General features: G+C 66.7%; 27 protein-coding genes. 14 read left to right on the top strand and 13 right to left on the bottom strand.

Annotated features, from left to right (window positions below; translation table 11 throughout):
* Positions 1-20: 20 nt before the first annotated feature.
* Entirely contained in the window at positions 21-1,919 is a 1,899-nt protein-coding gene (typA, locus tag LGY53_RS03170; protein WP_225725102.1) for a translational GTPase TypA, read from the bottom strand.
* 156 nt (positions 1,920-2,075) lie between these two features.
* Here typA and LGY53_RS03175 point away from each other — a divergent pair, with 156 nt between their 5' ends.
* Positions 2,076-2,252: a hypothetical protein gene (locus LGY53_RS03175; protein ID WP_167477669.1), complete on the top strand. Its 177-nt coding sequence runs from the start codon at positions 2,076-2,078 to the stop codon at positions 2,250-2,252.
* Between the two features lie 55 nt (positions 2,253-2,307).
* Entirely contained in the window at positions 2,308-2,595 is a 288-nt protein-coding gene (locus LGY53_RS03180) for a 4a-hydroxytetrahydrobiopterin dehydratase (RefSeq protein WP_225725103.1), read from the top strand.
* A 1-nt stretch (position 2,596) separates the two neighbouring features.
* Here the strand turns inward: LGY53_RS03180 and LGY53_RS03185 are convergent, their stop codons facing one another.
* Positions 2,597-3,880, bottom strand: coding sequence for a mannosyltransferase (locus LGY53_RS03185; protein WP_225725104.1), 1,284 nt, complete (start codon positions 3,878-3,880; stop codon positions 2,597-2,599).
* Between the two features lie 422 nt (positions 3,881-4,302).
* On the opposite strand from LGY53_RS03185, the gene LGY53_RS03190 reads away from it, so the two are divergent.
* Together LGY53_RS03190 and LGY53_RS03195 are read left to right on the top strand one after the other, a co-directional pair.
* The gene (locus LGY53_RS03190) at positions 4,303-5,079 is read left to right on the top strand and encodes a hypothetical protein (protein ID WP_225725675.1); all 777 of its coding nucleotides are present in this window, start codon (positions 4,303-4,305) and stop codon (positions 5,077-5,079) included.
* 94 nt (positions 5,080-5,173) lie between these two features.
* Positions 5,174-5,533 (top strand): hypothetical protein, encoded by a 360-nt coding sequence (locus LGY53_RS03195; RefSeq protein ID WP_167477672.1) that lies wholly within the window; start codon positions 5,174-5,176, stop codon positions 5,531-5,533.
* A gap of 8 nt (positions 5,534-5,541) precedes the next feature.
* Here LGY53_RS03195 and LGY53_RS03200 read toward each other — a convergent pair whose 3' ends face one another.
* The 3 genes from LGY53_RS03200 to LGY53_RS03210 form a co-directional block, all read right to left on the bottom strand.
* Positions 5,542-6,249 (bottom strand): DUF1906 domain-containing protein, encoded by a 708-nt coding sequence (locus LGY53_RS03200; protein WP_225725105.1) that lies wholly within the window; start codon positions 6,247-6,249, stop codon positions 5,542-5,544.
* 273 nt (positions 6,250-6,522) lie between these two features.
* On the bottom strand, positions 6,523-7,698 hold the full coding sequence (locus LGY53_RS03205) for a hypothetical protein (RefSeq protein ID WP_225725106.1): 1,176 nt from the start codon (positions 7,696-7,698) through the stop codon (positions 6,523-6,525).
* 273 nt (positions 7,699-7,971) lie between these two features.
* Positions 7,972-8,583, bottom strand: a complete 612-nt coding sequence (locus LGY53_RS03210) for a CHAP domain-containing protein (RefSeq protein ID WP_225725107.1) — start codon at positions 8,581-8,583, stop codon at positions 7,972-7,974.
* A gap of 132 nt (positions 8,584-8,715) precedes the next feature.
* On the opposite strand from LGY53_RS03210, the gene LGY53_RS03215 reads away from it, so the two are divergent.
* The 3 genes from LGY53_RS03215 (at position 8,716) to LGY53_RS03225 (ending at position 10,384) form a co-directional block, all read left to right on the top strand.
* Complete coding sequence (locus LGY53_RS03215; RefSeq protein WP_225725108.1) at positions 8,716-8,979, top strand: type II toxin-antitoxin system VapB family antitoxin; 264 nt, start codon at positions 8,716-8,718, stop codon at positions 8,977-8,979.
* Positions 8,976-9,368 carry a type II toxin-antitoxin system VapC family toxin gene (locus LGY53_RS03220; RefSeq protein ID WP_225725109.1) on the top strand — a complete coding sequence of 131 codons (393 nt, stop codon included), beginning with the start codon at positions 8,976-8,978 and terminating at the stop codon, positions 9,366-9,368. Before LGY53_RS03215 ends, LGY53_RS03220 begins: the two co-directional genes overlap by 4 nt.
* Before the next feature lie 95 nt (positions 9,369-9,463).
* Positions 9,464-10,384 carry an alpha/beta fold hydrolase gene (locus LGY53_RS03225; protein ID WP_225725110.1) on the top strand — a complete coding sequence of 307 codons (921 nt, stop codon included), beginning with the start codon at positions 9,464-9,466 and terminating at the stop codon, positions 10,382-10,384.
* 99 nt (positions 10,385-10,483) lie between these two features.
* Here the strand turns inward: LGY53_RS03225 and LGY53_RS03230 are convergent, their stop codons facing one another.
* Positions 10,484-11,926 carry an MFS transporter gene (locus LGY53_RS03230; protein WP_225725111.1) on the bottom strand — a complete coding sequence of 481 codons (1,443 nt, stop codon included), beginning with the start codon at positions 11,924-11,926 and terminating at the stop codon, positions 10,484-10,486.
* Positions 11,927-12,001: 75 nt separating this feature from the next.
* Here LGY53_RS03230 and LGY53_RS03235 point away from each other — a divergent pair, with 75 nt between their 5' ends.
* A complete protein-coding gene (locus tag LGY53_RS03235; protein WP_167477679.1) occupies positions 12,002-12,478 on the top strand; it encodes a MarR family winged helix-turn-helix transcriptional regulator in 477 nt (158 codons plus the stop codon).
* Positions 12,479-12,497: 19 nt separating this feature from the next.
* On the opposite strand, the gene LGY53_RS03240 is transcribed toward LGY53_RS03235, so the two are convergent.
* Positions 12,498-13,478, bottom strand: coding sequence for an Lrp/AsnC family transcriptional regulator (locus tag LGY53_RS03240; protein ID WP_225725112.1), 981 nt, complete (start codon positions 13,476-13,478; stop codon positions 12,498-12,500).
* 125 nt (positions 13,479-13,603) lie between these two features.
* Here LGY53_RS03240 and LGY53_RS03245 point away from each other — a divergent pair, with 125 nt between their 5' ends.
* A complete protein-coding gene (locus tag LGY53_RS03245) occupies positions 13,604-14,479 on the top strand; it encodes an SDR family oxidoreductase (protein WP_225725113.1) in 876 nt (291 codons plus the stop codon).
* A gap of 9 nt (positions 14,480-14,488) precedes the next feature.
* The gene (locus LGY53_RS03250; protein WP_225725114.1) at positions 14,489-15,109 is read left to right on the top strand and encodes a hypothetical protein; all 621 of its coding nucleotides are present in this window, start codon (positions 14,489-14,491) and stop codon (positions 15,107-15,109) included.
* Here the strand turns inward: LGY53_RS03250 and LGY53_RS03255 are convergent.
* Positions 15,072-15,986, bottom strand: coding sequence for a DMT family transporter (locus LGY53_RS03255; protein WP_225725115.1), 915 nt, complete (start codon positions 15,984-15,986; stop codon positions 15,072-15,074). The two genes, LGY53_RS03250 and LGY53_RS03255, sit on opposite strands and share 38 nt — an antisense overlap.
* A gap of 63 nt (positions 15,987-16,049) precedes the next feature.
* On the opposite strand from LGY53_RS03255, the gene LGY53_RS03260 reads away from it, so the two are divergent.
* Positions 16,050-16,877 (top strand): AraC family transcriptional regulator, encoded by an 828-nt coding sequence (locus tag LGY53_RS03260; protein ID WP_225725116.1) that lies wholly within the window; start codon positions 16,050-16,052, stop codon positions 16,875-16,877.
* An 82-nt stretch (positions 16,878-16,959) separates the two neighbouring features.
* On the opposite strand, the gene LGY53_RS03265 is transcribed toward LGY53_RS03260, so the two are convergent.
* On the bottom strand, positions 16,960-17,511 hold the full coding sequence (locus tag LGY53_RS03265) for a TetR/AcrR family transcriptional regulator (protein WP_225725117.1): 552 nt from the start codon (positions 17,509-17,511) through the stop codon (positions 16,960-16,962).
* A 157-nt stretch (positions 17,512-17,668) separates the two neighbouring features.
* Here LGY53_RS03265 and LGY53_RS03270 point away from each other — a divergent pair, with 157 nt between their 5' ends.
* Positions 17,669-18,778, top strand: coding sequence for a cytochrome P450 (locus LGY53_RS03270; RefSeq protein WP_225725676.1), 1,110 nt, complete (start codon positions 17,669-17,671; stop codon positions 18,776-18,778).
* Positions 18,779-18,905: 127 nt separating this feature from the next.
* On the opposite strand, the gene LGY53_RS03275 is transcribed toward LGY53_RS03270, so the two are convergent.
* The 3 genes from LGY53_RS03275 to LGY53_RS03285 are packed head-to-tail and all read right to left on the bottom strand — an operon-like array spanning position 18,906 to position 21,908.
* Positions 18,906-19,865: a DMT family transporter gene (locus tag LGY53_RS03275; protein ID WP_225725118.1), complete on the bottom strand. Its 960-nt coding sequence runs from the start codon at positions 19,863-19,865 to the stop codon at positions 18,906-18,908.
* Positions 19,838-20,890, bottom strand: a complete 1,053-nt coding sequence (locus LGY53_RS03280; protein WP_225725119.1) for an iron-containing redox enzyme family protein — start codon at positions 20,888-20,890, stop codon at positions 19,838-19,840. The genes LGY53_RS03275 and LGY53_RS03280 overlap by 28 nt, the downstream gene beginning before the upstream one ends.
* Positions 20,877-21,908 (bottom strand): hypothetical protein, encoded by a 1,032-nt coding sequence (locus LGY53_RS03285; RefSeq protein WP_225725120.1) that lies wholly within the window; start codon positions 21,906-21,908, stop codon positions 20,877-20,879. Before LGY53_RS03285 ends, LGY53_RS03280 begins: the two co-directional genes overlap by 14 nt.
* A 770-nt stretch (positions 21,909-22,678) precedes the next feature.
* On the opposite strand from LGY53_RS03285, the gene LGY53_RS03290 reads away from it, so the two are divergent.
* Entirely contained in the window at positions 22,679-23,596 is a 918-nt protein-coding gene (locus LGY53_RS03290) for a hypothetical protein (protein ID WP_225725121.1), read from the top strand.
* A 193-nt stretch (positions 23,597-23,789) separates the two neighbouring features.
* Here the strand turns inward: LGY53_RS03290 and LGY53_RS03295 are convergent, their stop codons facing one another.
* Positions 23,790-24,755 (bottom strand): YafY family protein, encoded by a 966-nt coding sequence (locus tag LGY53_RS03295; protein ID WP_225725122.1) that lies wholly within the window; start codon positions 24,753-24,755, stop codon positions 23,790-23,792.
* Between the two features lie 53 nt (positions 24,756-24,808).
* Between LGY53_RS03295 and LGY53_RS03300 the strand changes: the two genes are divergently transcribed.
* Positions 24,809-26,137 (top strand): FAD-binding oxidoreductase, encoded by a 1,329-nt coding sequence (locus tag LGY53_RS03300; protein WP_225725123.1) that lies wholly within the window; start codon positions 24,809-24,811, stop codon positions 26,135-26,137.
* Positions 26,138-26,152 lie beyond the last annotated feature (15 nt).

The raw sequence follows: 26,152 nt of genomic DNA on the forward strand, positions 1-26,152 counted from the left end.
CTTAGTTGTGCGAGAAGCGTTTACAGCGCCGCGCGGTCCCTGGCCTTGCGGCGGGAGAGTTCGCGGGCTCGCTCGGTGGCGCCGAGCACCACCTTGCGCACCCGGACCACCTCGGGCGTGACCTCGACGCATTCGTCGGCGGCGCAGAATTCCATCGCGCTCTCCAGATCGAGCTGCAGCGGCTTGGCGAGGGTTTCCATCACGTCGGCGGTCGAGCTGCGCATATTGGTCAGCTTCTTCTCCCGGGTGACATTGATGTCCAGGTCCTCGGCACGCGGGTTGACGCCGACGACCATGCCCTCGTAGGTGTCCGCGCCCGGCTCGACGAAGAACTGCCCGCGGTCCGACAGCTGGATCATGGCGAACGGGGTGACCGTGCCCGCACGGTCGGAGACCAGCGAACCGGTGTGCCGGGCCCGGATCTCACCGGCCCACGGCGCGTACCCGTGCGAAACGGCGTTGGCGATACCGGTGCCCCTGGTTTCGGTGAGGAAGTCGGTGCGGAAACCGATCAGGCCACGCGACGGAACGATGAACTCCATCCGCACCCACCCGGCGGCATGGTTGCTCATCTGCACCATCTTGCCTTTTCGGGCGGCCAGCAGCTGGGTGATACCGCCGAGGTACTCCTCGGGGCAGTCGATGGTCAGTTCCTCGTACGGCTCGTGCACCTTGCCGTCGATCTGCTTGGTGACCACCTGCGGCTTGCCGACGGTGAGTTCGAAACCCTCGCGGCGCATGGTCTCCACCAGGATGGCCAGCGCCAGCTCGCCGCGGCCCTGCACCTCCCAGGCGTCGGGACGGCCGATGTCGAGCACCCGCAGCGACACGTTGCCGACCAGTTCCTGGTCCAGGCGCGCCTTGACCATGCGCGCGGTGAGCTTGTGGCCCTGCACCCGGCCGACCAGCGGTGAGGTATTGGTGCCGATGGTCACCGAGATGGCGGGCTCGTCGACGGTGATGCGCGGCAGCGCGACCGGGTTGTCGATATCGGCGAGGGTGTCGCCGATCATGATGTCCGGAATGCCGGCGATGGCGACGATGTCACCGGCGACGGCGACCTCGCCGGGCTTGCGCTCGACGCCGATGGTCTGCAGCAGCTCGGTGATCTTCACCTGCTTGACACCGTCGCCGTGCATCCACGCGACGTTCTGTCCCTTGCGCAGCTCACCGTTGTGGATGCGGACCAGGGCGAGACGGCCGAGGAAGGCCGACGCGTCCAGGTTGGTGACGTGTGCCTGCAGCGGCGCGGCCGGATCGCCCTTGGGCGCCGGGATGTGCTCCATCAGCACGTCGAACAGCGCGTCCAGGTTCTCCGCCGCGGGGGCGTTGCCGTTTTCGGGCCGCTCCTTGGACGCCTTGCCCTCGCGGCCGGAGGCGTAGAGCACGGGCAGGTCGAGGGCCAGCTCGGCGGCCTCGGCGGCGGCGTCGTCCAGGTCGGATGCCAGGTCGAGCAGCAGGTCGTGGCTTTCCTCGACCACCTCGGCGATGCGCGCGTCCGGGCGGTCGGTCTTGTTGACGACCAGGATCACCGGCAGCGAGGCGGCCAGCGCCTTACGCAGCACGAACCGGGTCTGCGGCAGCGGACCCTCCGAGGCGTCCACCAGCAGCACGACACCGTCGACCATGGACAGGCCGCGCTCCACCTCACCGCCGAAGTCGGCGTGGCCGGGCGTGTCGATGACGTTGATCACGGTCACCGAACCGTCCGGGTGGTGGCGATGCACCGCGGTGTTCTTGGCGAGGATGGTGATGCCCTTCTCCCGCTCGAGATCACCGGAGTCCATCACCCGGTCGACCGGCTCGGCGCGCTCGGCGAAGGCGCCGGACTGGCGCAGCATGGCGTCGACGAGCGTCGTCTTACCGTGGTCGACGTGAGCCACGATGGCGACGTTGCGAAAATCGCGTGCAGACGACACGCCTGAATCCTCCTGCTGTAAGTGTCGATGCCGGCCCTGCCCATGGAGAACGTGGTGGAGAATCGACTTCACCGGGCAACCCTGGCCAGCCTCACACACTACCGGTAAAGAGACCGCAAAAGACCACGCGGGCCACTTAGGTTATGCTAAGCAATCATGGGCAAGGTTAAGGCGAAGCAGGTTTCCAGCCTGAAACCGAAGAAGAAGTGCTGTCGGAAGAAGACGCGCTGCTTGAAATGCCCTGTGGTCATCATGCGGATGAAACGCCTGGAAGCCGCGGGTGTTTGCGGCAAGGAATTGAAAAAGGGACTCAAGAAGGCCCGCGCCGCCTGATCCCCTACCGGCGAATGCCCGATGCCGCTCGGCCCGGTGGAGTAGAACCGAATTCATGAGCGCAGCACTGCTGACCGAGACCGAACTCACGCAAGCTCTCACCGGATTGCCGGACTGGACCCGCTCCGGCGACACCATCACCCGCACCGTTCAGGCGCCCACCTTCCTCGACGGCATCGACCTGGTGCGCCGGGTCGCCGAGGCCGCGGAGGCGGCCAACCATCATCCCGATATCGATATCCGCTGGCGCAAGGTCACCTTCACCCTCTCGACGCACGATTCCGGCGGATTGACCGCGCTGGACATCGCGTTGGCGGGCGAGATCGACAAGATGGCCGGATAGTTCAGGCCGCGCCCGAACCCGCGTCCACCGGCTGCGGACGCCCGAATCGGAACGTCCGCAGTCCTCGCCACTGCGCGAGCAGTTCGCCACGGCCGTGCCAGATCATCCAGCCGAACAGCACCAGCACCCCGGCGACATCCACCGCGCCGAGCCAGGACAGGATGCCCGGCCGGGAGATCGTCCAGATCGACGGCTGCAGGAACGAGAGCACCCACGGCACCCCGACCGCCATGGTGACGAGCCAGTACCCCGCGATGATCCGCGCGCCGGGCAGTTCCCGCACCGGCCCGAAAAGCAGCCAGAGCACGGTCGGTATCAGCCAAACCCAGTGGTGGGACCAGGAGATGGGCGAGACCATCAGCCCGAACAGCTGCACGATGAGCAGGGTGCCGAGCAGATCGTCGGGCCGCAGCGTGCGCCAGGCCAGCAGCGCGAGCACCGCCACGATCAGCGCCGCGGCCAGCCACCACGGACCGGATTCCACGTCGTAGCCGAGGATGCGGCTGATGGTTCCGCGCAGCGACTGATTCCACACCGAGCCGACCGGGCCGATCCGGTGCGCGTCACCGAGCAGGGTGCCGAAATACCGCCGCGCCTCCTTCGAATTGATCAGGAAGCTGAGGCCGACGGTCGCGCCGAACGCCACCGCGGACCACACGACCGTTGCCCAGCGCCGCCGCGCCGCGAAATACAACCCGCCGATCGCCGGGGTCAGTTTGATGCCGCCGATGATGCCGATCAGCGAACCCGAGATCCACCATCGCGCGCTGCGCACCGCGGCCATCGCGCCGAGCACCAGGAAGACATTGACCTGGCCGTAGTCGATGGTGGTGCGCACCGGCTCCATCCACAGGCCGACGGCGGTCCAGGCGATCGTCGCCGCGCGCCAATTCGGTTCGCGCAGACGCTCTTTGCCGATCAACAACTCCAACGCGATGCGGACCACCCAGTAGAGTGCGGCGACCGTCGCCAGCAGCCAGCCGATCGCGACGAGGGTGAACGGCAGGAAGTGCAGCGGGTAGAAGACCAGCGCGGCGAACGGCGGATAGGTGAACGGCAGCGGGAAGTCTGGCGTCTTCTCCGAATAGGTGTAGTCGTAGAGCCGGTCGGTGAGCAGATCGGCCGAACCGTTGACGTAGACGTGCAGGTCGACCAGGTTCATACCGTTGGGGGCCAGCAGCATCCAGCCCAGGCGGATCAATACGGACAGACCGAGCAACGGCACTGCCCAGCGGAGGCCGGCAGCGGCGGGACGTGCGTCCACCCGTGCGCTCTCTCGGTTCACAATCGCAGGCTTTCGAGTCGGGTCGTCGGCCTGGTTCCGGAACGGATCCGGGGTTGGGCGACGCGGCGGGGAGTGCTGTGCATTAGATTAGCCGCAGCGCGGGAGGCTCCGGCCATTCGCGCTAATCGCCGCGGCGTGAACGTCAGGCCCGGAGGCGGTAGCGCAGCGTGACCACGCAGGACCTGTGAGCGCCGCAATTCAGAAACTGATAACATTTGCATCACCTTTCACACCAGTAACAGACAACGGCGCTACCTTCTGTTCACACTGATCGTCCACGACAGCGGCGCCGCTCATAGTGAGCTGTACAACAGAGCGGCCTTATCCCTAGAGTGACCCCGGAAACGATGGCTTTTCAGGTAAGGACGGCTAGACCAGTGCTTCGCTACCGAGGATCGCGGATCGTGCTTTCCGTGCTCGCCATGACGGCGAGCGCCGCGCTCGCCGCGCCCACCGCATTCGGCGCTCCGGCCCCGGCCGCCCCCGCACCCGCGCCGGCCGCCCCGGTTCCCGTTCCGGCCTCGGTGCACACCGACACTGTTCCGATGGTCCCCGAGGGCGTCCCGATCGACGCCATCGCCTCGCTGGCCCCCGCCATCGTCGGCGCGATCGCCGGACCGGCCGACGTCTCCGGCCCGCAGACCGCCATCCTCGATCAGGCCCGCAGGCTGCTGGCGACGCTGAACCTGCCGCCGCAGGTCAAGGACACGCTCGACAAGATCATCACCTTCCTCGACGGCAGCGGCGGCGGTGGCCCCGACCTGCCGCCCAAGGACGGTCCGATGATCGCCCAGTTCCTCTACCCGACCATCGGCAAGGGCTGCATCGCACCTACCGCCGATTCGGTCGGCACCGCGCTCGCCGTCCCCGGTCCGGCCACCCTGCCGCCGCCGGGACCCAAGGCGGGCCAGGCCGGATTCGTCTTCACCGCGCTCGGCACCAAGGGCCCGACGCCGGTACAGGATCCGCCGATGACCGTCCAGTGGCTGAACCTGGACACCCGGCAGACGGGCGTGCTGCCGCTCACCGATGAGGCCAAGATCAATCCGGGCGGTCCGGCCACCCTGTCCGCCATCGCCGACACGGGTGCGGGCCGAATCGTCGCGGTGATTTCCGGTTCGCTCACCACCAAGGCCGACGACGCGGACCCGCGAACCTGCTCATTCCTGCCGACGCTCGGATTCTTCAGCGTCGCTTGATAATTCGTAAATCCGGGCAACCCCTGTGCATTTGCCCGGATTTATACAGGGGTGATGGCGCATCATCGGCCGCCGATTGTGGTAGACCACTTTCATGGCGACTATCGAGAGTTCGATAAGGCCCGATCGTTGTATCCGCAGCAGGCGTTCGCGCCGATCCATCCTGTCCTTCCGTTCAGAGGGCTCGATCCTGTCCATCGGTTCGGCGTATTCGATCCTGTCCATCGGCAGCGTCGGCTCGGTGCTGTCGATCGGATCGGTCGGATCGTTCGCCTCGGTGATTTCCTCCGCCTCGTTCGCCAGCGTCGGCTCGGCGTTCTCCGGGCTGTCGCGCTGGTCGTTGCTCTCCTGGCTCGGCGACCACCAAGCGCCGGAGACCCGCCCGACGCTGCGGGTGGTGCCGGACGACGAACCCGACCTGCGGGTCGCGCCGGTCTGTCACTGCCAGACCTAGGGCGTGCCCTAGGACCAGGCGCCGAATTCGGGCTGCAGGGCATTGTTGAGGTCGACGCCGACGCCGTCGATGGCGCGTTTGTCGACCTCGAACTGATGCAGGTGCGCGGAGGGGTGCACGAAACCCTTCGGCGTGCCCCAATTGTGCTGCCAGTAAAAGGACCCCAGGTTCGCGGCTGTGGCCAGCTCGATGGTGGGCGCGTTCGCGTAGACGCCGGTCTTCGCCTGGCCGAGCACCGACTGCCAGCCGAGTAGATACGGCGCGATCATGGTGGCGAAGTCGACGGCGCTCGGATTGTCGTCGATGGAGGCGTAGATGGGTGCGTCGTCCGGGCCGCCCGCGGCGCGGTGCAGGGCGAGGCCGCGATCGGCGTGCCGCTTGCCCGCCTCCAGCCCGCCGCGCCAGTCCGCGGTGGGCCCCTTGCCGAACTGGTAGCAGGACACGATCCGCAGCCCCGCGGCCCGCAGCTCGTCGACTTCGCGGGAGCGCAGCGGTTTACCGGCCATCCACTCCGCGCCGGTACGCCGGTCCGAGACGTAGCGGATCACCCCGAGATGGCCCGCGTCCCGAATGGCCGCGGCCGACGGGATGCCGCCCGCGTAATCGACCAGGGTTCCGATCGGCGCAGCAGCGGATGCGCGCGGCGCGGTGGCGGCCACCCCTACGGCGGCGGTGACGGCGAACAGCTGACGCCGGGACAGCGAGAACGAACGCATCGCAGAACTCCTTCGCGCAACCGCTGATGTGTGGCTGTGGGTGGATCTGCGACGGAGGCCGGTGAAACCCCTCGCGCCGCCGTTGTGGATCTGAGAGCTTGGAACGGGCCAGCGTACCCGGCGCACCTTCCCCAAGTGTCACTCGCGCGCCGGGAGCCTCGAACGTGCACTCATTTCACCACACTCACATATGAACCGCTAGGCCCATGCGATAACTCTGTTCACACTTGTAACACGTAAGTATTTCAAGATCATCGGACCCGATGTCGACGTTCAGGCAGCGCCGTCTATGCGCGCGGCGACGTCGATGGTGCGGTTCGACGGGTCGGCGAGTTCGGCGCGGATAACCCGGACCACCTGCGCGACAACCTGTTTGCGGATACCGGCCAGCGCGCCGAGTGTCGCCGCGCGCATGCCGTGCGCCTTGAAATCGAGTCGGACATCGGCGGTTTCGGGCGGCGCCACATCGATGACGATCAGCAGCGGGTCGGCGGCGCGCGCCGTCAGCACCAGCGGCACCTCGACCTCCGCGCGATATTTGTTGGCCTTCAACACATCGACGGTGATGTCCAGGCTCACCGGCAGCAGCATGTCGAAGACGATCGGGTCGGCCGGGAGTTCGGGCTCGGCGCGCTCGGCCAGCCGCGGCACCAGCACCGCGCCGCGCACCGTCACCGTCGCCGATTTGCGCGGACCGGTGCGCAGCGGCCCGACCTCGATCGGGCGACCCGCCATCCGCTCGACCACCTGGAACACCCGGTCCCGTGTGACGATGCGCTCGAAGAAACGGCGGCCGAACTCGCCGTAGTCGATCCACTCGAATTCGGCCTTGGTGCGATGTTCGGACCGGACGCCGGAAACCATTGCCTCGACGTCGAAGACGCGGCTGCGCCGCACCTGCGGATCGGCCAGCATGGCATTGACCCGATTGGCCACCTCGCGCTGCACCAGGCCGGCGATCGGGTCCAGGATCCACTCCCACGCCGCCTCGATGGCCTGCGCCCGCAGCACGAAGCTGACGTCGCGGGCAGTGAGCGGCGGGATGTCGATGACGATGAGTACCGGATCGGCGGTGCGCGCATGCATCGTCATATCGATCTCGACCACCGCCTCGAAGCGCAGTTTGCGCCCGCCGAGCAGGACTTTCAGCGATAGCGATACCGGAACGGTCACCTCGAAGGTGACGTGCGGACCGCTGCGCAGCACATGCGGCTCGCCGACCTTTCCCTCGGCGACGAATCCGGCGAGTCCGGCCGGGCCGATATTGAACGGTCCGATCTTCATGCCCTGACCGCCGATACCGGCCACCGCGGCCTCGATCCGGTCCTCGGTCACGGCGTGTGTGACGAAGCGTTCCCCGAAGTCGGCATAGTCGATCCAGGCGGGAGCGGCGTCATCCACCGTCCCGTCGGCTCCCATGGCCCGGCGCGTTTCGTCGGTCGGCTGCATCAGAATCTTCCGAAACCCTCACCCTTCGAACGGACATGCACACGGTACGCGACAAAGGTGTCGGTTCGGGGCATGGCGCGAATCGACGCGGGCGACTGTTTGAAATACGCGAGCCGGGATCCCCGCCCTGCCGATGAGGGGGAGGCAGGACGAGGATCATCGACGGTGCTGCCGGGCACCGCCGAATCAATCGTAGAGGTCAACGCCGGACGCGCCGACAGCGCACACTCCGAGCCGCGTCGATTGCGGCGCAACAACTCTCGGGTTCATGGATCACAGCCGCCCGAATCCGACAATTCCGGAATCGTCGGCCAGCGCGAAGCGGTGGATCCGAATACCGCCCAGTTCGTTGCCGCCGATCGTGGTCACCGTGCCGTCCCGTGCGGTGAGCACGATGTTCGTGTGTTGATGAAACGGGCTTGGATCGTTGTAGAGCAGCACGTCTCCGGTGCGCGGTTGATAACCCGATGCGATCGGCGCGAACCGGCCCGCCCCCTGGTAATACTCCTGCAGCGTGTAGACGCCGGGAATGCGCCATGATCCGGAGTTCGGATTCGCCAGCGGTGCGCCGGCCTCCCGCATCACCCAGCTGACGAAATCGGCGCACCACGGTTCGGTGACACCCTCGGCATACGTCGGACCGGTTCCGGGATGGTCGAATTCGCGCTCGAGCACCGAAACCAACCGCGCCTGAACAGGATCCAGCGCGGACCGATCGATATCGGGAAACTGGACGACTCGCGTGCCGACGATCGGCGCATCGGCCGAATTATCCTGCCACCAGCGCAATCCCACGGCACCGGCGCCCGCGAGCGCGACGATCGCGAGCACCGCCGCGATCCAGCGGCCGATCCGCCGCGGCGCGGCGGCGCGAGGTTGGGTCATATTCACTTCGACGAACCAACGGGCCCGTCGGTTCCATCGATCCGGCCGCGAATTAATTCGTTGCGGCTATCACGGTGACGGCGGTAGAGTTCTACCATCCTGTTCCGCGGGGGTAGACATTGGATATTGACTATGGGATTGAACATCAAAAACGAGAAGGTACACGCCCTGGTGCGCGAGGCGGCCGAGCGGACGGGTATGTCGCAGACCAGCGTTGTGGAGGAGGCAGTGAAACGTATGTTGAAAGAGCTCGACGCCGAACAAGGGACGGCACAAAAGTCTCGCCGAGAACGAATCGACGAGATCCTAGCGGATATCCACCGGATCATGACACCCGAGATGCGCGCGCTGTTGACCACGGATGACCTGTATGACGACGAGGGGATGCCAGCTTGATCATCGATGCATCCGCACTCGTGGCCATCATCACGGATGAGCCCGGATACGAGGTCTTCCTCGATCGGATCAAAAAGGCGAATGCCCGAATGATGTCCGTGGTCAACCACTTCGAGGTCGCAATCAAGGTCGACCGCCTGAGGAGTCCGGTACTGACTCGCCGCTTCGCCGAATTCGTCCGGGATGCCGACATAGAGCTGGCACCGGTATCCGTCGAACAGATGACAATCGCCCGAGAGGCCTATCGCGATTTCGGCAAGGGCAGCGGGCATCCCGCGCGATTGAATTTGGGCGACTGCTTCGCATACGCACTGGCAACGGTGACGCGTAGGCCATTACTGTACAAAGGCAACGATTTCGTCCATACCGACATCAAATCCGCTGTCTGACAACAGAAATCGCAGTCGATCATCGGCTCGGCCGAACAGAGAGGGGCGCATCCGTTCGGATGCGCCCCTCTTTTGCCGGACCTATCCTCTGAACCATGACCGACGACGAGTTCTTTCTCGAACCGAACATCGGCAAGCCGACCACCAAAATCGGATACTTCACCAGCAGAACCGGTTTCGAGCGATTCGCCGCCGCATATCGCGACGGTATGGCCGAGATGCCCCAGCCTGACGAAAAATCCTCCGTCACAACCTCATTCGGACCGGTCCGCGGATATCGCTGGGGCGAGCACGGCGGGACACCCCTGGTGCTGCTGTCCGGCAGGATGGCCTCGACCCCGATGTGGCGGGCGAATCTGCCGAGCCTGATCGCGCGGCGCACCGTATGGTCGCTCGACAGCATCGGCGAACCCGGCGCGAGCACCCAGCACAAACCCCTGGTCACGCCGGAGGATCAGGCACAGTGGCTGGCCGAGGCATTGGCCGGTCTCGGACTGGATCGCCCGCATCTGCTCGGCGACAGCATCGGCGGCTGGCTGGCCACCCAGGTGGCCATGTACCGGCCGGACAGCGCGGCCTCGGTGACGCTGCTCGATCCGGCGAACACCTTCGCGCCGATCACCTGGAAGATGATCGCGGTCTCACTCGGCAGCCTGCTGCCCGGTATGCCGATGCGGATGCGGTATTGGCTACTGAGCTGGATCTCCGGTGGCGCCCGCGCCGACGAGACGGTGCCGGAGGGCAGGCTGATCGCCTCCGCCATGCGGGATTTCCAGCAGGCGCAACCGGTTCCGGTGCGGCCCACCGAGGCTCAACTCGCCGAAATCAAGATCCCGGTGCTCGCCATCATGGCTGGTCGCAGCATCGTGCACGACGCCGAGCGGGCGGCCGCGACGGCGCGCAGCATTCCCGGTGCGCGGGTGGAGATTTGGCCCGAGGCCTCACACGCGATCAACGGCGAGTTCCCGGAACGCATTGCCGAATGCTTCGCCGAATTCACCGCTGAGTTGTCGTAAATCCGTGCCCAGCAACGACAGTGGGGCCGAACGTCATCGTTGACGTTCGGCCCCAAGGTCGTTCGGGCGCCATTGCCCGAGAGATCTTGCGCCGGGCGATTATGCGGCGGCGTCGGCTGCCTTGCGCATCGGAATGCACAGGCTGATCAGGATGCCCGCCGCCGCGGCGGCCGTCGCGATCAGGAAGGTGGTGTGGAAACCCTCCCGCGAGGGCAGCACGAACTTGCCGAGCTGCATGGTCATATGGGCGAGCACCACGCTCATCACCGCCGAGGAGGTGGAGGTGCCGATGGAGCGCATCAGCGAGTTGAGGCCGTTGGCCGCCGCGGTCTCGGTGATCGGGACCGCGCCCATGATCAGCGCGGGCATCGCGGCATAGGCGAGACCGATACCGCCCGCGATGATCATCGAGGCGACCATGATCTCCCACACGCTGTTCATCAGCACCAGCGCGCACAGGTAGCCCGCCGCGATCACCGCGGAGCCGAGCGCCAGGGTGACCTTCGGGCCGCGCGAGGCGGACAGCCTGGCCGACACCGGCGAGAGCAGCATCATCACGAAACCGGTTGGGGCCAGCGCCAATCCGGCGTTCACCATGGTGAGGCCGAAGCCGTAGCCGGTCTTCTCCGGGGCCATGAGCAGCTGCGGGAAGGTCATGGACATGCCGTACAGCGCGAAGCCGACCGCGATCGACGCGATATTGGTGAACAGCACCCGCGGCCGCGCCGAGACCCGCAGGTCGACCAGCGGCGACTTCTGACGCAGTTCGAAGAAGCCCCAGATCAGGAACACCACGACGGAGAGCCCGAACAGGCCGAGCGTGCTCGTACTGGCCCAGCCCCAGTCGGCGCCCTTGGTGATCGGGATGAGCAGTGCCAGCAGGGCGATCGAAAGTCCAACCGCGCCACCGAAATCGAAGCGGGCGGGGGTGTGCACCGGGGATTCGGGCACGAAGACGAAGCACAGCACGGCGCAGAGCAGACCGAGCGCGCCCGCGGTCCAGAACAGCATGTGCCAGTCGTAGTTCTGCGCGATCGCGGCGGCCAGCGGCAGGCCGAGTGCGCCGCCGACGCCGAGCGTCGCGCTCATGATCGCCATCGCGCCGCCGACCTTCTCGGCGGGCAGCTCGTCGCGCATGATGCTGATGCCGAGCGGAATCGCACCGACCGCGGCGCCCTGCAGCGAACGCCCGACGATCTCGGGCACCAGCGAGGAGAAGGTCGCGCACACGACCGAGCCCGCGACGAGCAGCACCAGGTTGGCGAAGAGCACCCGGCGCTTGCCGAACATATCGCCGAGGCGGCCGCTTATCGGGGTCGCGACGGCGCCCGCCAGCAGCGTCGCGGTGACCACCCAGGACGCGTTGGACGCGGAGGTGTTCAGCAGCGTGGGCAGTTTGGGAATGATCGGGATGACCAGCGTCTGCATGAGCGAGACGACGACACCGACCGTGCCGAGGGTGGCGATGAGGAGGGCGGGCGGTGTCTTGCGCCGATCGCCGGTGGAGACGGTCTTGGCAGACGCGTCGGCAGCAACAGTCATGAATGTGTACGCTACACATCCTATGTATGGTGCACAATTTGCTATGACCGTGATACCGGCGACATAGTGAGGGCCATGACCGGTGCCCCAGACAGCAAGGCATTCTCCCGTCTCGTCTTCGAGCTGACCCTGCTCTCTCGGCACTTTCCCGCCTCGGTACTGCGGCGGCCCGGCTTCCAACTGGACAGATCGGCGTTCCTGATCCTCACCCGCCTGGAAATCGACGCCCCACTGAGTCTGCGGGAGCTGTCCGAGGCCTTCCAACTCGACATCTCCACGATCAACCGGCAGGTGGCCGCGATGCTCAAGGCGGATCTCGTCGAGCGGGTCGCCGACCCGGAAGGCGGAATCGCGCGCAAGGTGCGGGCCAGTGCGAAGGGGCTGGAAATGCTCGCCGCGGATCGGCTGCAGAGCCACGACGGGATCGGTGCGGTGGTGGCCGACTGGTCCGACGCCGATGTCGCGCAGCTGAGCGCGCTGATCGCGCGGCTCAACGGATCGATAGAGCGACTGGAGCACAATCCGTGGCCGCGACCGCCGGAATTGGAGTGAACCGCAACGTCTTTCGTTGTCAGACGAGACGATTGACCGCCCGGCCCGCCGCCTTGACCGTCACCAGCACGGGCGCGGATTCCAGCGTCCGGATGGCGGGCAACGCGGCGAGCCGGGTGGTCAGGTAGCGGTGCAGTGCCACCGGGTCGGCGCACATGGCTTGGGCGACAAGGTTTGTCGCGCCCGTGGTGGCGGCGACGAAGGCCAGTTCCTCATGTTCGGCGAGTGCCCTTGCGACGCCGTCCAATTCGGCGGGCGCCACCGACATCCACAGCAGCGCCCGCGTGGTCGCGCCGAGTAGCGTGTCGTCGAATTCCACGTCGAAGAACAGCGATCCGGTCGCGCGCAGTTCGGCCAGCCTGCGCGTCACCGTCGCCTGGGACCAGCCGGTGGCCGCGGCCAGCTCGGCCAGGCCGGCTCGGCCGTCGCGGCTCAACGCGGTCAGCAGCGCCCGGTCCTGGGCTGAAAATCCGGATACCGCACGGGATTCCGAACGACCGGCCGGTGGCGACCAGTCGAGCGCGTCACGCTGGGCCGCGTCGAGGACGCCGCGGTGACCGTGCCAGGCCGTCGGTCCGCCGCGATAGGTGTGCAGCACCAAATGGGCGGAGCTGCCCGTGATGCCGGATGTGCGCGGAAGATCATGCAACAGAATCGATTTCGCGGCCGCACCGTGCGGGACATCGACGACGAAGAGTATTTCGGTGCCGCCGGAGATCAGCTTGACCCAGGACGTATCCGGGCGCCGGGCGAGCGCATGCGCGAGCTTCTGCGCCGTCGCGGTGGTCACGGTGAGGCGAACCACCCACTGCGACTGGCCCGCCCTGTCCGGATCGGGTAGGCCGACCACACGCAGGCCCGCCGCGCGCAGCTTGCGATAACGGCGGGCGACGGTCTGGGTGGAGACGCCGAGCACCGTCCCGATCCGGGTGAACGGGGCCCGCCCGTCGATGTTCAGGGCATGGATCAGACCGCGGTCCACCTCGTCGAGTGTGGTCATTTCTTTCACGATTGCCATCATTGCGGAAGTATTCCGCGAGATTCCAGTGGTAGATGGAGTTGGTGGCGGTGCGGCCCGATGCTGGAGCACGACATCGCCGAACCATCGGAAAAGGAAGTACCGCAATGATTCTCGTGACCGGAGCCACTGGGACGGTCGGCCGCGCACTGATCGACCGACTACTCGCCGCCGGCGCGCCCGTATGCGCGATGACCAGGACGCCCGCCACGGCGAACCTCCCGGACGCCGTCGAGGTGCGGCGTGGCGATCTCGGCGATCCGGCCACGATCGCCGCCGCGCTGTCCGGCGTCGACCGGGTGTTCCTTGTGTCCAGCGGTCCGGCGATACCCGAACACGATGCGAACGTCGCCGAGGCGGCGGCCGCGGCGGGGGTGCGCCGGTTGGTGAAACTCTCGGCGGGCCGGGCCGGTGACGACACCGCCACCGATCCGATCCCGACCTGGCATCGCGCGGGCGAAGCGGCCGTGCGCGCGGCCGGGGTGCCGTGGACCATCCTGCGGCCGTTGGGTTTCATGTCCAATGCGCTGCACTGGGCGGGTACCATCCGCGAAACGGACACCGTATACGCACCGTACGGCCAGGGCCGCATCGCCGCGATCGACCCCGAGGACATCGCCGCCGTCGCCGCCGCGACGCTGACCGAGGGCGGACATGCGGGCGAGATCTACCCGCTGAGCGGACCGCAGCCGCTCTCCCCCGTCGAACAGACCGAAATCCTCGGCGAGGTGCTCGGCCGGCCGCTGCGCTATGTCGAGGTGGCGCCCGAGCAGTCCCGGCAATCGCTGCTCGCATACGGGATCTCCGCCGAAATGGCCGATGCGATCATGGCGTTGCGGGCGACCGCGCTGTCGGCGTTCGCCTCGGTGGTGTATCCGACGGTGCGCTCGGTCACCGGTCGCGAGCCGCGCTCCTTCGCCCAGTGGGCAACCGCACATGCTGCGGCTTTCCGGCGGGAGACGGTCGCGCCGAGCACGCCGTAGGATCGGTGCGTGAGGTTCGGTCTCGGTTTGCTGGCCGTGTCGGTGCTCGCCGCCGCGTGCGATGCGGGCCCCGAGAACGAGTGGTCGGATTGGACCGTCGGCGTCTACTACACGGCGGTCCAGTCGTTCTATGACGGCCCGACGCATACGGTGCGCGGCTGCGCCGATTTCGACTGCACCGAATCGGACACCGAACTCGGCGAATTCCCGGACGATTTCATCGATGCGGTGCGCGATCAGGGCACCGGCCGGATCACCGACGGACCGCACGCGGGCGAATACCTGAACTGGTCCTACGATGTCGGTTTCCGCCTCGACAGCCAGCCGCGCGATCCGAACGGCGCAGTGCTGCAACCGTTCCGCAGCGCAGCGGCCGACGGGCTGGAACCCGGCACCCGGCTGCGGCTCACCGACTGCGGCATCATCGACGCCAAGGACGACCGCACCTGCGCCAAATTCAAGGCGGCGGAATGGGTTATCGGTGACGAGTCGACGCCGGGCCTCGGCGGCCCGAAGCATATCGACCTCTATGTCGGCGAGGAGACCGAGGAGGAGCTGCTCGACGCGACCGAGATCATCACCTTCGCCGGGGCTATGCTCGAACCGCTCGACTCGACGAGTCTTCCGTAACCTCCTGCGGCACAATGGTTTTCGGCTGCACACTGCGGCTGTTCAGCCAGGCGCCGACGAACATCAGCGCCGCGCCCGCCGCCTGCACCGGTGCGATGGATTCACCGAGCAGCACCCAGGCGCAGGCCAGGCCGAAGGCGGGCACCAGGAACATGGCCGATGCGGCGACCGCGGGACCGACCTGGCCGACCGCGCGGTAGTACAGGACATAGGCGAGTGCGGTCGGCAAAATGCCGAGATAGGCCTGATTGAGCCAGAATTCGAGCCCGAGGCCCGACCAATCGACCCGCGAGAACTCCGGCGTCGCGAAAAGTCCCAGGGCCAAACTGCCTGCGGCCGTGGCGTATATGGTGACCGTCGGGGCGGAGAGCCGGGACAGTATGGGCGCCCCGAGTACGGTGTACGCCGCCCAGCAGACGGCCGCGCCCAGAAAGATCAGATCGCCGAGGAGGCGGTTGCCGCCGGAATCCGGGATGCCGATGAAGAAGACGACACCGCCCGCGACCGCCGCGGTCAACCCGGCCGCACGCATCGGGGTGATCGCGGTGCGGCCGAGCAGCGCGGTCACCACCAGGGTGACCACCGGCGCGCACATCGGGACGATCACGCTGCCGTCGGCGGCGGGTGCCAGCGAAAGTCCCAGAAAGAAGCAGACGTTGTAGCCGAAGACGCCCACCAGGCCGAGCCCGCCGACCCGCGCCGCGTCACGCGGGCGCAGCCGCGGCAATCGCAGCACGACCACCAGCGCGATGGTCCCGATGAAGAAGCGGAGGAATCCGGCGACCTCGTGCGGTACCTCGCGCACCGCCAGCTTCGACGACGCGAACGCGCTGCCCCACAGCGCCATCACCAAGATCAGTAGCAGACGTATACGCACGTCATCGATCGTTGCCGGAGGCCGGGGCGCGGTATTGAACGCTGGTGCGGGGACAATGGACGGGTGGCGAACGGTGAGTGGGTGAATTATCGGCGAATGCCGGATCGGCCGGTCGAAGTGATGCACGCGCATTTCGAGCGCCACACCTACCACCTACACACCCACGAGACGTATTCGTTCGGGATCACCGAATACGGTGCGCAGAGCTTCGATTGCCGGGGCGCCGCGCGGGTGAGCGCGGCGGGCATGGTGATGGCCTTCAACCCCGACGAACCGCACGACGGGCACAGCACCACCGAATTGGGCTTCACCTATTCGATCGTGCATATCGGCCCTGATCTGGTGACCGATCTGCTCAGCGATCAGGCGGGCCGCACCACCGGGCTGCCGCTGTTCACCGATCCGGTACTGCCCGACCAGCTACTCTCCGGCGCGCTGCGCAGGCTGATCGGCGCACTGGACGGTCCGGCGACGCCACTGGCCGCCGATGAGGCGCTGGCCGCGACGGTATCCGCCATGGTGCGTCGCGGTGCACGTAACCCGTTGCGCCGCACCGTTGTTCCAATATCCGGCAACGGTTCCGATATCGCCGCGCGGGTGCGCGCACTGCTCGACGAGCGCTACCTCGACCCGCTCTCGATGGACGATCTCGTCGCCGCCAGCGGAGCCAGCCGCTTCGCCCTCTACCGCGCCTTCCGCGCGAATTACGGTCTGGCGCCGAGCGATTACCAGCGCCTGCTGCGGCTGCGCGCCGCCCGCAGACTCCTCATCGCCGGTCGCCCCGTCAGCGAGGCCGCCATCGAATCCGGCTTCGCCGACCAGGCGCACCTCACCCGCTGGTTCCGCCGCTGCTACGGCATCACCCCCGGCGTCTACCGAAACGCGGGCTGAACCCGGATCCGCGCCATTTCCGGCACCGCCGGGGCGACGGATTGAGCCTTAGCATCGCGCAGCGATTCGATGAGGGATGGGGCTAGAGACCGGCGGATTCGACGACCGATGCGACGACGCGGGCGATGTGGGCGGCGGCTCGGTCCGGGTCGGGTTGGCCGGCGTCGAGCCAGGCGATCACCGCCTCGGTGGTGAGGGCGGGGAGCAGGCGGGCGGCCCATTCGCGCCAGCGTTGGTCCGGAATACGTTGGGCGAGTTGGTGTTCGGCGATTTCGATGGAGTTGGTGCGCAGGGCGTCGGTGACGTCACGGAACTCCGGTTCGCGGGCGGCGTGGCGGAACAGCAGACGGAAGGCGTCCGGATCGGCGGCGGCCGCGCGGAGCAGCGAGGGGATGGCGGTTTCGCCGGATCCGACGGTGGCGCGCAGTCGCTCCCGGCCGTTTTCCAGGACGGCGCGGTAGAGGTCGGCCTTCGAGGCGAAGTGGCGGTACAGGATCACCGGCGTGATACCCGCCTCGGCGGCGATCGCGTCGAGGCCGGTGCCCGCGAAACCGCCTTGAGCGAAGGCGCGGGTGGCTGCCGCCAGGATTTGTTCGCGCCGCTCGGCCCTGGGCAGGCGCCTCGTCGCCACCATCCGAATCCTCCTCTTGTTTAGATCGGATTATACATTTACTCTTGTTTAAGTCATCTTATACAAGATTGTTTGTATACAGGAGGGCGTCGTGACGACCCCGATTCAGCTGCCGCTGGCAGGCGGAAATCCGCTGCACCCGGTATCGGAACTACGAAATATGTTGAAAACAGGCGTGATTCATCGCGCCCGCACACCGGTCGGCGATCCGGCCTGGTTGGTCACCGGATATGCCGAGGTGCGGCGGCTGCTCGACGACGACCGGCTCGGCCGCGCCCATCCCGAGCCGGAACGCGCGGCCCGCACCGGCGATTCGGCGCTGTTCGGTGGCCCGCTCGGTAACTTCGACACCGAACGCGCCGACCACGCCAGAATGCGTGCGCTCATGCAGCCGCACTTCACGCCGCGGCGGGTGCGGGCGCTACAGTCGCGGGTCGACGCGCTCACCACCGAACTGCTCGACGCGCTCGCCGAATCCGGCCCACCCGCCGATCTCGTCGCGAAACTCGCACTGCCACTGCCGATCCTGGTGATCTGCGAACTGCTCGGCGTGCCGTACGCCGATCGCGATCGCTTCCGGGGTTGGACACAGGACGCCGGGAACATTCGCGACCGCAGTATCTCCGAACGCGGCATCGCCGAATTATTCGGCTATGGACTGGAATTGGTGCGGCATAAGCGCGCGAACCCCGCCGACGACGTCATCTCGCGACTGTGCGCCATGCCCGATGTCTCCGACGAGGAGGCCGCGATGACCGCTGTCGGGCTGCTGTTCGCGGGCCACGAGACCACCGTGGTCGAGATCGGTAACGGCGCCCTGCTGCTACTGGCGAATCATGAACAGTGGCAGGCCCTTTCGCAGGACCCAGCACTGCTGCCGAATGCCGTCGACGAGCTGCTGCGGGCCCGGACCGGCGGCGGCAGCGGCGGCATCCCCCGCTACGCCCGAGTGGATTTCGAGTTCGCGGGCGTCCAGATCCGCACCGGCGATCTGGTCCTGCTCGACACCCACTGCGCCAACCACGATCCCGCCGCCTTCCCCGACCCGGACCACACCGACATCACCCGAAATGCCGCACACCACCTAACCTTCGGCTACGGAGCCCACTATTGCCTGGGCGCCCCACTCGCCCGCCTCGAATTGCGCACCGTCTTCGCCCAACTCATCCCCCGCTTCCCGAACATGCGCCTGACCGTCGACCCACAAGATCTCACCGTCCGCGAAGACACCCTCACCGGCGGCCTGACCGAACTACCCGTCACCTGGTGACCCGAACCGCTCACACCCTGTCCGACGATCCTGGTCTACCTCGGCGACGACTACGACTCCGGCTATCTCACCGCCGATCCGGGTGGCGCCATCGTCCGCATCTATCCGCGTGGGAGCTGACCACCTGTCAGGTCCGGTCGTCGCCGACCTCGGCACGGCGCGGTAACTCCGTGCCGCCCAACGGTTCTCCCGCTTCGACGCGCGCCTCCGGCTCGGCGCCCCGCCGATCCATCGCGTATTGCACCACCAGGGCTGCGAATACTATTGCGGCACCGAGGATCTGGTTCGGGTGCAGGACGTCGCCGCGAACGGTGATGCCGAGGATGACGGCGAAGATCGGCATCAGGTAGAAGGCCAGTCCGGCTTGCAGCGGGCCCACCGTCGCGATCAACCAGTAGTTGAGCAGAAACGCTACGGCCGTGCTTATGCCAAGGGCGACAAGGGAACCCACCACCGCCGGGGTGGCGTCGATCCGATGGCCGAGCTGCGGCGCCGCGACCACGAGCATCAGCACACCGGCGACCAACGCCTGGGTGGCCGCCAGCGACACCTTCGAATATCCGAGATTGCTGATCAAATGTTTGGCGTAGGCATAGGCGATGGCGTAGCAGACGGCACCGGCGAGGCAGGCGAGCTGGCCGAGCAGCGAGGACCGCGAGCCATCCGACCACGGCGCCATCAGCACGACGATACCGGCGAAGCCGAGCACCGATGCCGTGGTTTCACCGCGACTTCCCTTGTGCCGCAGCAATAACCAAACCACCGGTAGCGAGGCCAGCGGGGTGACGCTGTTGTAGATGCCCGCCATGCTCACCGACACCTGCTCCTGCCCCCAGGCGAACAGCAGCCACGGCAGCGCTTGGCCGAGCACCCCCATCACCAGCAACCGCACCCAAATTCCCCAGCCGCGCGGCATCCGGCTGCGCAGCACCAGGCAACATCCCAGCAGGATGGCCCCGCCCAGCCACAGTCGCGCCGCGACGATCTGGGCCGGGTCGGAGCCACCGAGGGCCACATCGACCAGTAGGAAATTCGAACCCCAAATGGCCGCGAGCGCGATCAGAACAAGGCGGCCAACGGCTTGCATGTCATCGTCTTTCCCACGGCGACCGGATACGCGTCGGCGGTGAAAATCCGCGGACCGCCCTCGGCGTACCAGGTCATGATCTGGGCGTCCAGCCGGGCCCGATGTTCGATGATGTCGACCACCACCTTGGCGCATTCGTTGCGTTCCTCGGCGCCGACGAAGGAGAATTGCGCGAGCAGATCCAGACTGACCGCCTCGTGCTCCTCATCCTCGTTGACACCCGAATGCGCGGCGATCGGCCGCGAGAATTCCTCCGGCAGTTCATGTTCCCGGCAGCGGGTGAGGAACAGCTCGAGGAAGTCCGGCTCCGGTTCCTCCATCGGGAACAGCGTGCTGAGAATGCCGAGCGGGAATTGGTAGGCGAGCACGCCCATGGTGGCCATGATCGACATGGTCGCGGGCAGCGGCTGCATGCGAAGCAGATCGTCGCGGGTGATGCCGACGGCCTGCAACGACTTCTCCAGCATCCGGTCGTGGTTGCGTTCCATTTGGTAGAAGGCCATGAATTGCTGCCACACATCGATTCCGATGTCGTCGCGCGCCAACAGCGGTGCGAGCGCGCGCGGGCACAGGTGGGTGACGTGCCAGTATTCGATGGCGTATCCGATGATCTGATTCCTGGCGATCGCCCCGGAAATCATCGCCTCGGTGAACGGGCTGCGGATATTCGCGCGCGCGGCGTCCGCGGCGCGTTTGAGATGCCCGTACGCGCCGACACCCGTCGTACCGCCGTCCAGCTCGTCCCCGCCCGCGTCGATGAGCATGCCCTGCTCGTCCAGCGCGGCCAGCACATCGTCGAATTCGGCTCGGCTGCCCGGGAATCCGGCGGCGAGGTCGTCGGTGGTGTGCGTACCGGATTCGAGCAGCGCGAAGAACTTTCGCGACTCCTCGGCCCGGCCCTCCAGGTATTCGAGTTCGATCCAGCGCTTTCCGTCCAGATAGGAAAGCCGGATGCCGTCGGCCAATTCGCCGATTTCGACCTCGCGGCGCAGGGCGGGGCGCCGCAACAGTTCATGACCGGACATCTGCCACTCCCGAGGTTGTGCCGGTGCGGACCAGCGGCCGCGCCGAATCGCTGTAGTAGTCCAGGATTCCGTTGAAGAATTCCGCGTACGCCTCCACGAACAGATGCGCCTTGCCGACCAGCCGCTCCAGCGTGCCGACCGGCAGCGGCGGCAGCGCCGCGAAGAATTCCCGGCTGACGCTGCCGTGATCGTGGCTCGCGTTCACCTTGGCATGTCTGCGCATCGGCTCGACGAAATGCGGTGCGATACCGGCGATTCCGCAGGCTCGCAGGAACGAGTCGTAGTTGGCGCCCTCGCCCTCGGCCTTTTCCAGCCTGCCCTCCAGAATGCCGATGGTGGCGATGAAGAACAGCGGATCGGTGCGCGCCCACCACGACAGCAGTTTGATCAGCCCCGATGTTGTCGGCAGCGGGCGGGCCGCGACCAGGGCCTGCCTGGTGATGCCGAGGTTCTCGAAGGCCTGGACGACGATATCGTCGTGCCGGTGTTCCTCGTGGTAGAAGTCGTTGGCCATGGAGCGAATGGCATCGCTGGTCGGGTAGGCCAGTATCGCCGAATCGAATTCGCATTCCCGGGACAGGAAGAACCAATTCTCCAGGCCGAACCCGTAATACACGTGTGGATCGACCTGTTCGGGCTTGTGGAGTATCGCCTCCCAGAATGGGCCCGCGAAAACCAACTCCTCCAGCAGCCGGTTCACCACGTGTTCGACGGCGCCGAGCACCACGAGCGCGGATTCGGTGGCGGGCGTCGAGCGATCATCGAGCAATCCGGAGATCTGCGCAGGCAGCAGCACCGTGGCCAGTTTGTCCTCGGGCAGGCCGCTGCGCGCCGAGATCTCGGCGATGGAGGCGGATCCGTCGGCCGCGCGCAATACCGTGCCGAGTTGTTCGGCGGTCACGCCCTCATCCGGTTCGACCTCGAATGTCACCTCCCCGCAACGTAATTCGAAGGTACCGGGAACCGCCTCCGACACCTCCGCCAGGAGGTGGGGCTTGTTGGGGATGGTTCGGGTCACCGCGCCGTCCAACCTTTCATGAGAATTCAGGGAGGGTGGGGCGCCCCCGCCGGGCCGCCCCACGTCGCTGCCGGATCACAGATGAACCGCGGTCAGCGCGACAACTTTCGAAGTACGACGGATTTTCATGACACCTCCCCTCGAGGAACACGCACAGCGCCAACCACTCGATGCTGACGCCGAGCGGCCAACGAATAGTCCGATGACCGGACCTTCCGAGCATAAACGAAGCATCGTCGACTGGTCATCGAATTCAGTTGAGGCAGTTGGATTTTGGCGAAACCCCGAGACAAACGTTTTGGGGGCAGGACATTTCGCGCAATTATCCGGCGAGGAAGCCGACGATACGGTATGTAGTATCCAATTACGTTGACTCACTGCACATTTCGTCAAGATTTCGAGCCGGTCGACCGTGATCTGCCGCGCAATTTGCGAAGAAATCGACCAAACGGTATGACCTTGCCGAGGTCGAGCCCCGCCCGCGTGGGCCGACTTGTTGATACGCACATACCAGCTGCGTGGTGCGGTCATATCCCTACCGGCCGACGCCGAAACAAATCCGGGACTCGAGCACGATTCGCCCTATCCGGGCTTGGACTGGTCATACTCCGCTTGCCGCGGTTCACCGGAAATGACCATCCAGTACCGGTGCAAAACAGCCCATCCACCCGGAATCCGGGGCATAGGATTGAACTCGGTTGGGTTTTGCCCGGAAAGTTGTTGGGTACCAACTGTTTGGGATGTATCGCCCCGGGCCAATGGAGGCTGCGATGACCGACACCCTGTTCGCCGATGTCAGCTACTACCAACCGCCGGTCGACGACTCCTACCCCTACGAGGTCTTCAGCTTCCGCTCCAACGACGGCACCTTCCAGGACCCCAACTTCGCCGCCAATTACCAATGGTCCACCAGCGCAGTCGATTCCGGGCGGCTGGCCTTCTTCATCGTCTATCTCTACCTACGCCCGAACTGGCTCGACACCGTCAACACGCACCGGAACATGGTGAGCGCGCTCGGCGGCCCACACCCGAAAATGGTCGCGATGCTCGATGTGGAATCCGGCGGCAACCCGCCCGGCGACGGCTCCGACTGGATCAACCGCACCTACTGGAACCTCGCCGACTGGCTCGGCGACCCTGCGCGCGTGATCGGATACGCCAACCCGACCGATTTCTACAACATGTGGCCCGTACGCCCCGACGGACTGCGGGTCGTCGCCGCCGCGTACGGCTACAACCCGGACCTGCCCGGAAAGATCGCGCACCAGTACACCGACGGCAACGGCTATGGTGGCGGCCTACCCGAGGGCTGTCCGCCGTTCGGCAACTGCGATATGAACTCCGCCGACGGCCTGGACGCCCAAGAATTCGCCGCGGCATGCGGCGTGGGGTCGGCGGCGCCCGAACCCACCTTGAACCAGGCCGATATCGATGCCATCGCCGAGGCCGTCGCGGGAAAGATATTGACACCCAAGTGGTTCGCCGAATTCATGGTCAGCTACATCGGGCCGATGGGCTCCGATGCCAAGGACGTCCGGGAACAGCTCCTCGGCGGCCGCAACACCGGTGAGAACGACGGCCATCCGCAGGGCGGATTCCGCACGCTGTACGACCTCGTCGCCGCGATCGCGGCGCATACCGGCGTGCCCGAAACCACCGACATCAAAGCCGGGCCGGAATCGGTCTGAATCGGGACACCTCGGGCTTCAACGAATTCGCCCTGCCGTTGACGAAATTCCTTGCGGCACCGGGGTAGACGCCGAATCCACTGATCGCCGGGCCACGCGGCGTCACCACCCGGCCCGCCCTGCTCGTCGTGGGCGGCACGGCACTGCTGCATCTGCACAGCGGTGGGCGGACCCCGGCTCGGAGCTGAAACCGCTACGCGGGCAAACGATTCCGTAGTTCGCGCAAGCGGATCACGATCTCCTCGGTCGCTTCCATCAGAGTGACGGGGGCGTCCAAGGCAATGATCGCGGCGACGTATTGCGTGATCAGCTCGGCGGAATCGGCGCTCAGGCGGATCGTGCACGCATCCGGCCCATCGGCGACGATCGGTCCGAAAACCGCGGCAAACAGCTTGTCCCGCAACGTATCCGCGGCGACGCCGACCCGCAGCACCGCATTGTGCCGGTAGACGGCGCTGTTGAGCGATCGGATCAGATAGGTCGCCGGATCCGGCGCGGGCAGCGGGCGCGGATCGAAACGGGCATGGGTCGGCAGCGGATCCGCGATTCGATCGACGCGGAAGGTGCGCCAACCGGTCCGGTCGAGATCGAAGGCGATCAGGTACCACCTGTCCGCGACGGTCACCAGGTGGTGCGGCTCGACGCGGCGAGCGCTGGCCGCACCCTGGCGGCGGTGGTCGAAACGCATCACCTCGTGATCGCGACAGGCCGATGCGAGCACCGCGAGCACCATCGGATCGGCACTCGGTGCGCGCCGTCCCGGTGCGGCGACGGCGGCGCCCGCGAAGGCGGCCAGCCTGGGCCGCAATCGTGCGGGCAGCACCCGTTCCAGTTTCGCCAGCGCCCGCATCGCGCTCTCCTCGATCCCGGTGACGCCGCCCGCGGTGATCAGGCCGAGCGCGACCGCCACCGCCTCCTCGTCGTCGAGCAGCAGCGGCGGCAGCGCCCGGCCGGACGCCAGCCGGTAGCCGCCCGCGGTGCCGGTGGTGCCGTGCACCGGATAGTCGAGCGCGCGCAGTCGGTCCACATCGCGGCGCAGCGTGCGCGCGCTGACACCGAGCCGCTCGGCCAGTTCGGCGCCCGGCCATTCCCGGCGGCTCTGCAGCAGCGACAGTAGGCGCAGCAATCGTCCCGGCATGTTCTTGCGCACATCGCTCACACCTCCATTCTTGCGGACAAGATATGGCCGCAATGGACCATAGCCTTGGCCGCATGATCGATTCGAGAGACGAATTCGCCGCACGCCTGCCCGTGCTCACCCCCGGCGACGACGGCTACGACGACGCGCGCACCGGCTTCCAACTGTTCGATCCGCACCGGCCCGCGGTGCTGGTGGCCGCGACCGATTCCGAGCAGGTGCGGACCGCGGTCGAATTGGCCGGGGAGCACGGACTTCCGCTGGCGGTGCAGGCCACCGGGCACGGCCGGGCCGTCCCCACCGAGGGGGTGCTGATCAATACTCGCCGGATGTCGGGGGTGCGGGTCGACCCGAAGGCACGGACGGCCTGGGTCGAGGCCGGAGCGCCGTGGCGGGCGGTGATCGACGCCGCCGCACCGCATGGTCTCGCACCGCTGTCGGGCAGCCTGCCCGGTGTCGGTGCGATCTCGTACACCCTCGGCGGCGGTGTCGGCGTACTGGCCAGGCGGTACGGCTTCGCCGCAGATCACGTGCGACGCATCGATCTGGTGACCCCCGATGCCGAAATGCACCGGGTCACAGCCGATTCCGATGCCGAACTGTTCTGGGCGCTGCGCGGCGGTGGCGGCGGTCTCGGCGTGGTCACCGGTATGGAGATCGATCTGGTGCCGGTCGCCCGGATCTACGGCGGCAACCTGGTTTTCGACATCGCACAGGTACCCGACGCGATGAGCGAATGGGCCCGCTGGACCGTCGATCTTCCGGACGAAATGACCTCGGCCGCAGTAACTCTCACCTATCCAGACCTGCCGGTGATGCCGGAACGGCTGCGGGGGCGACAGATCGCCCGGCTGCAGATCTGCTACGCCGGCTCGGCCGAGGAAGGCGCCCGGTTGGTGGCGCCGCTGCGCCGGCTCGGCCCGATCCTCCAGGACACCCTGCGCGAACTCCCCTTCACCGAATCCGGTGCGGTATTCGACGAACCGGAGCGGCCGCACGCCTATCGCGGCCGCAATGTCCTGGTCGACGCGCTCGACCCGGACGATCTGGCCGGGCTCACCAAGGTCGCCGCGCCGTCGGCATCGGTGATGACCATTGCCGGAGTGCGTCATCTCGGCGGCGCGCTCGCACGCGAACCCGGTGTCCCCAACGCTGTCGGCCACCGCGACGCCGCATACTCGGTTTCGGTTCTGTCCCTGCTGCTCGGTGACGAAACCGCGGCCGTCGCCGCGGTCCACCGCGCCGCGCTGGCCCCGTTCGCGCCTGCGGCACTTGGCATCTCACGCAACTTCACCTTCGGTCCGGTCGACGACGATGAGTTCCGCCGAGCCTTCGCACCGGATGATCACGCACGGCTGACCGAGCTGGTGCGGCGGTTCGATCCGCGCGGAATGCTGCGGTAGCGCAGGTCGCTGTCT

The organism is Nocardia sp. JCM 34519.1 (genome assembly GCF_020361265.1).
GTDB lineage: Bacteria > Actinomycetota > Actinomycetes > Mycobacteriales > Mycobacteriaceae > Nocardia > Nocardia arthritidis_A.

Coding starts and splice junctions, on each gene's coding strand:
- LGY53_RS03205 (WP_225725106.1), bottom strand. CDS start 7,698: ATGCAGCCGACCGACGAAACGCGCCGGGCCATGGGAGCCGACGGGACG.
- LGY53_RS03195 (WP_167477672.1), top strand. CDS start 5,174: ATGGCGACTATCGAGAGTTCGATAAGGCCCGATCGTTGTATCCGCAGC.
- LGY53_RS03270 (WP_225725676.1), top strand. CDS start 17,669: ATGTTGAAAACAGGCGTGATTCATCGCGCCCGCACACCGGTCGGCGAT.
- LGY53_RS03280 (WP_225725119.1), bottom strand. CDS start 20,890: ATGTCCGGTCATGAACTGTTGCGGCGCCCCGCCCTGCGCCGCGAGGTC.
- LGY53_RS03265 (WP_225725117.1), bottom strand. CDS start 17,511: ATGGTGGCGACGAGGCGCCTGCCCAGGGCCGAGCGGCGCGAACAAATC.
- LGY53_RS03300 (WP_225725123.1), top strand. CDS start 24,809: ATGATCGATTCGAGAGACGAATTCGCCGCACGCCTGCCCGTGCTCACC.
- LGY53_RS03175 (WP_167477669.1), top strand. CDS start 2,076: ATGGGCAAGGTTAAGGCGAAGCAGGTTTCCAGCCTGAAACCGAAGAAG.
- LGY53_RS03215 (WP_225725108.1), top strand. CDS start 8,716: ATGGGATTGAACATCAAAAACGAGAAGGTACACGCCCTGGTGCGCGAG.
- LGY53_RS03225 (WP_225725110.1), top strand. CDS start 9,464: ATGACCGACGACGAGTTCTTTCTCGAACCGAACATCGGCAAGCCGACC.
- LGY53_RS03290 (WP_225725121.1), top strand. CDS start 22,679: ATGACCGACACCCTGTTCGCCGATGTCAGCTACTACCAACCGCCGGTC.
- LGY53_RS03245 (WP_225725113.1), top strand. CDS start 13,604: ATGATTCTCGTGACCGGAGCCACTGGGACGGTCGGCCGCGCACTGATC.
- LGY53_RS03190 (WP_225725675.1), top strand. CDS start 4,303: ATGACGGCGAGCGCCGCGCTCGCCGCGCCCACCGCATTCGGCGCTCCG.
- LGY53_RS03230 (WP_225725111.1), bottom strand. CDS start 11,926: ATGACTGTTGCTGCCGACGCGTCTGCCAAGACCGTCTCCACCGGCGAT.
- LGY53_RS03200 (WP_225725105.1), bottom strand. CDS start 6,249: ATGCGTTCGTTCTCGCTGTCCCGGCGTCAGCTGTTCGCCGTCACCGCC.
- LGY53_RS03275 (WP_225725118.1), bottom strand. CDS start 19,865: ATGCAAGCCGTTGGCCGCCTTGTTCTGATCGCGCTCGCGGCCATTTGG.
- LGY53_RS03240 (WP_225725112.1), bottom strand. CDS start 13,478: ATGACCACACTCGACGAGGTGGACCGCGGTCTGATCCATGCCCTGAAC.
- LGY53_RS03235 (WP_167477679.1), top strand. CDS start 12,002: ATGACCGGTGCCCCAGACAGCAAGGCATTCTCCCGTCTCGTCTTCGAG.
- LGY53_RS03180 (WP_225725103.1), top strand. CDS start 2,308: ATGAGCGCAGCACTGCTGACCGAGACCGAACTCACGCAAGCTCTCACC.
- LGY53_RS03210 (WP_225725107.1), bottom strand. CDS start 8,583: ATGACCCAACCTCGCGCCGCCGCGCCGCGGCGGATCGGCCGCTGGATC.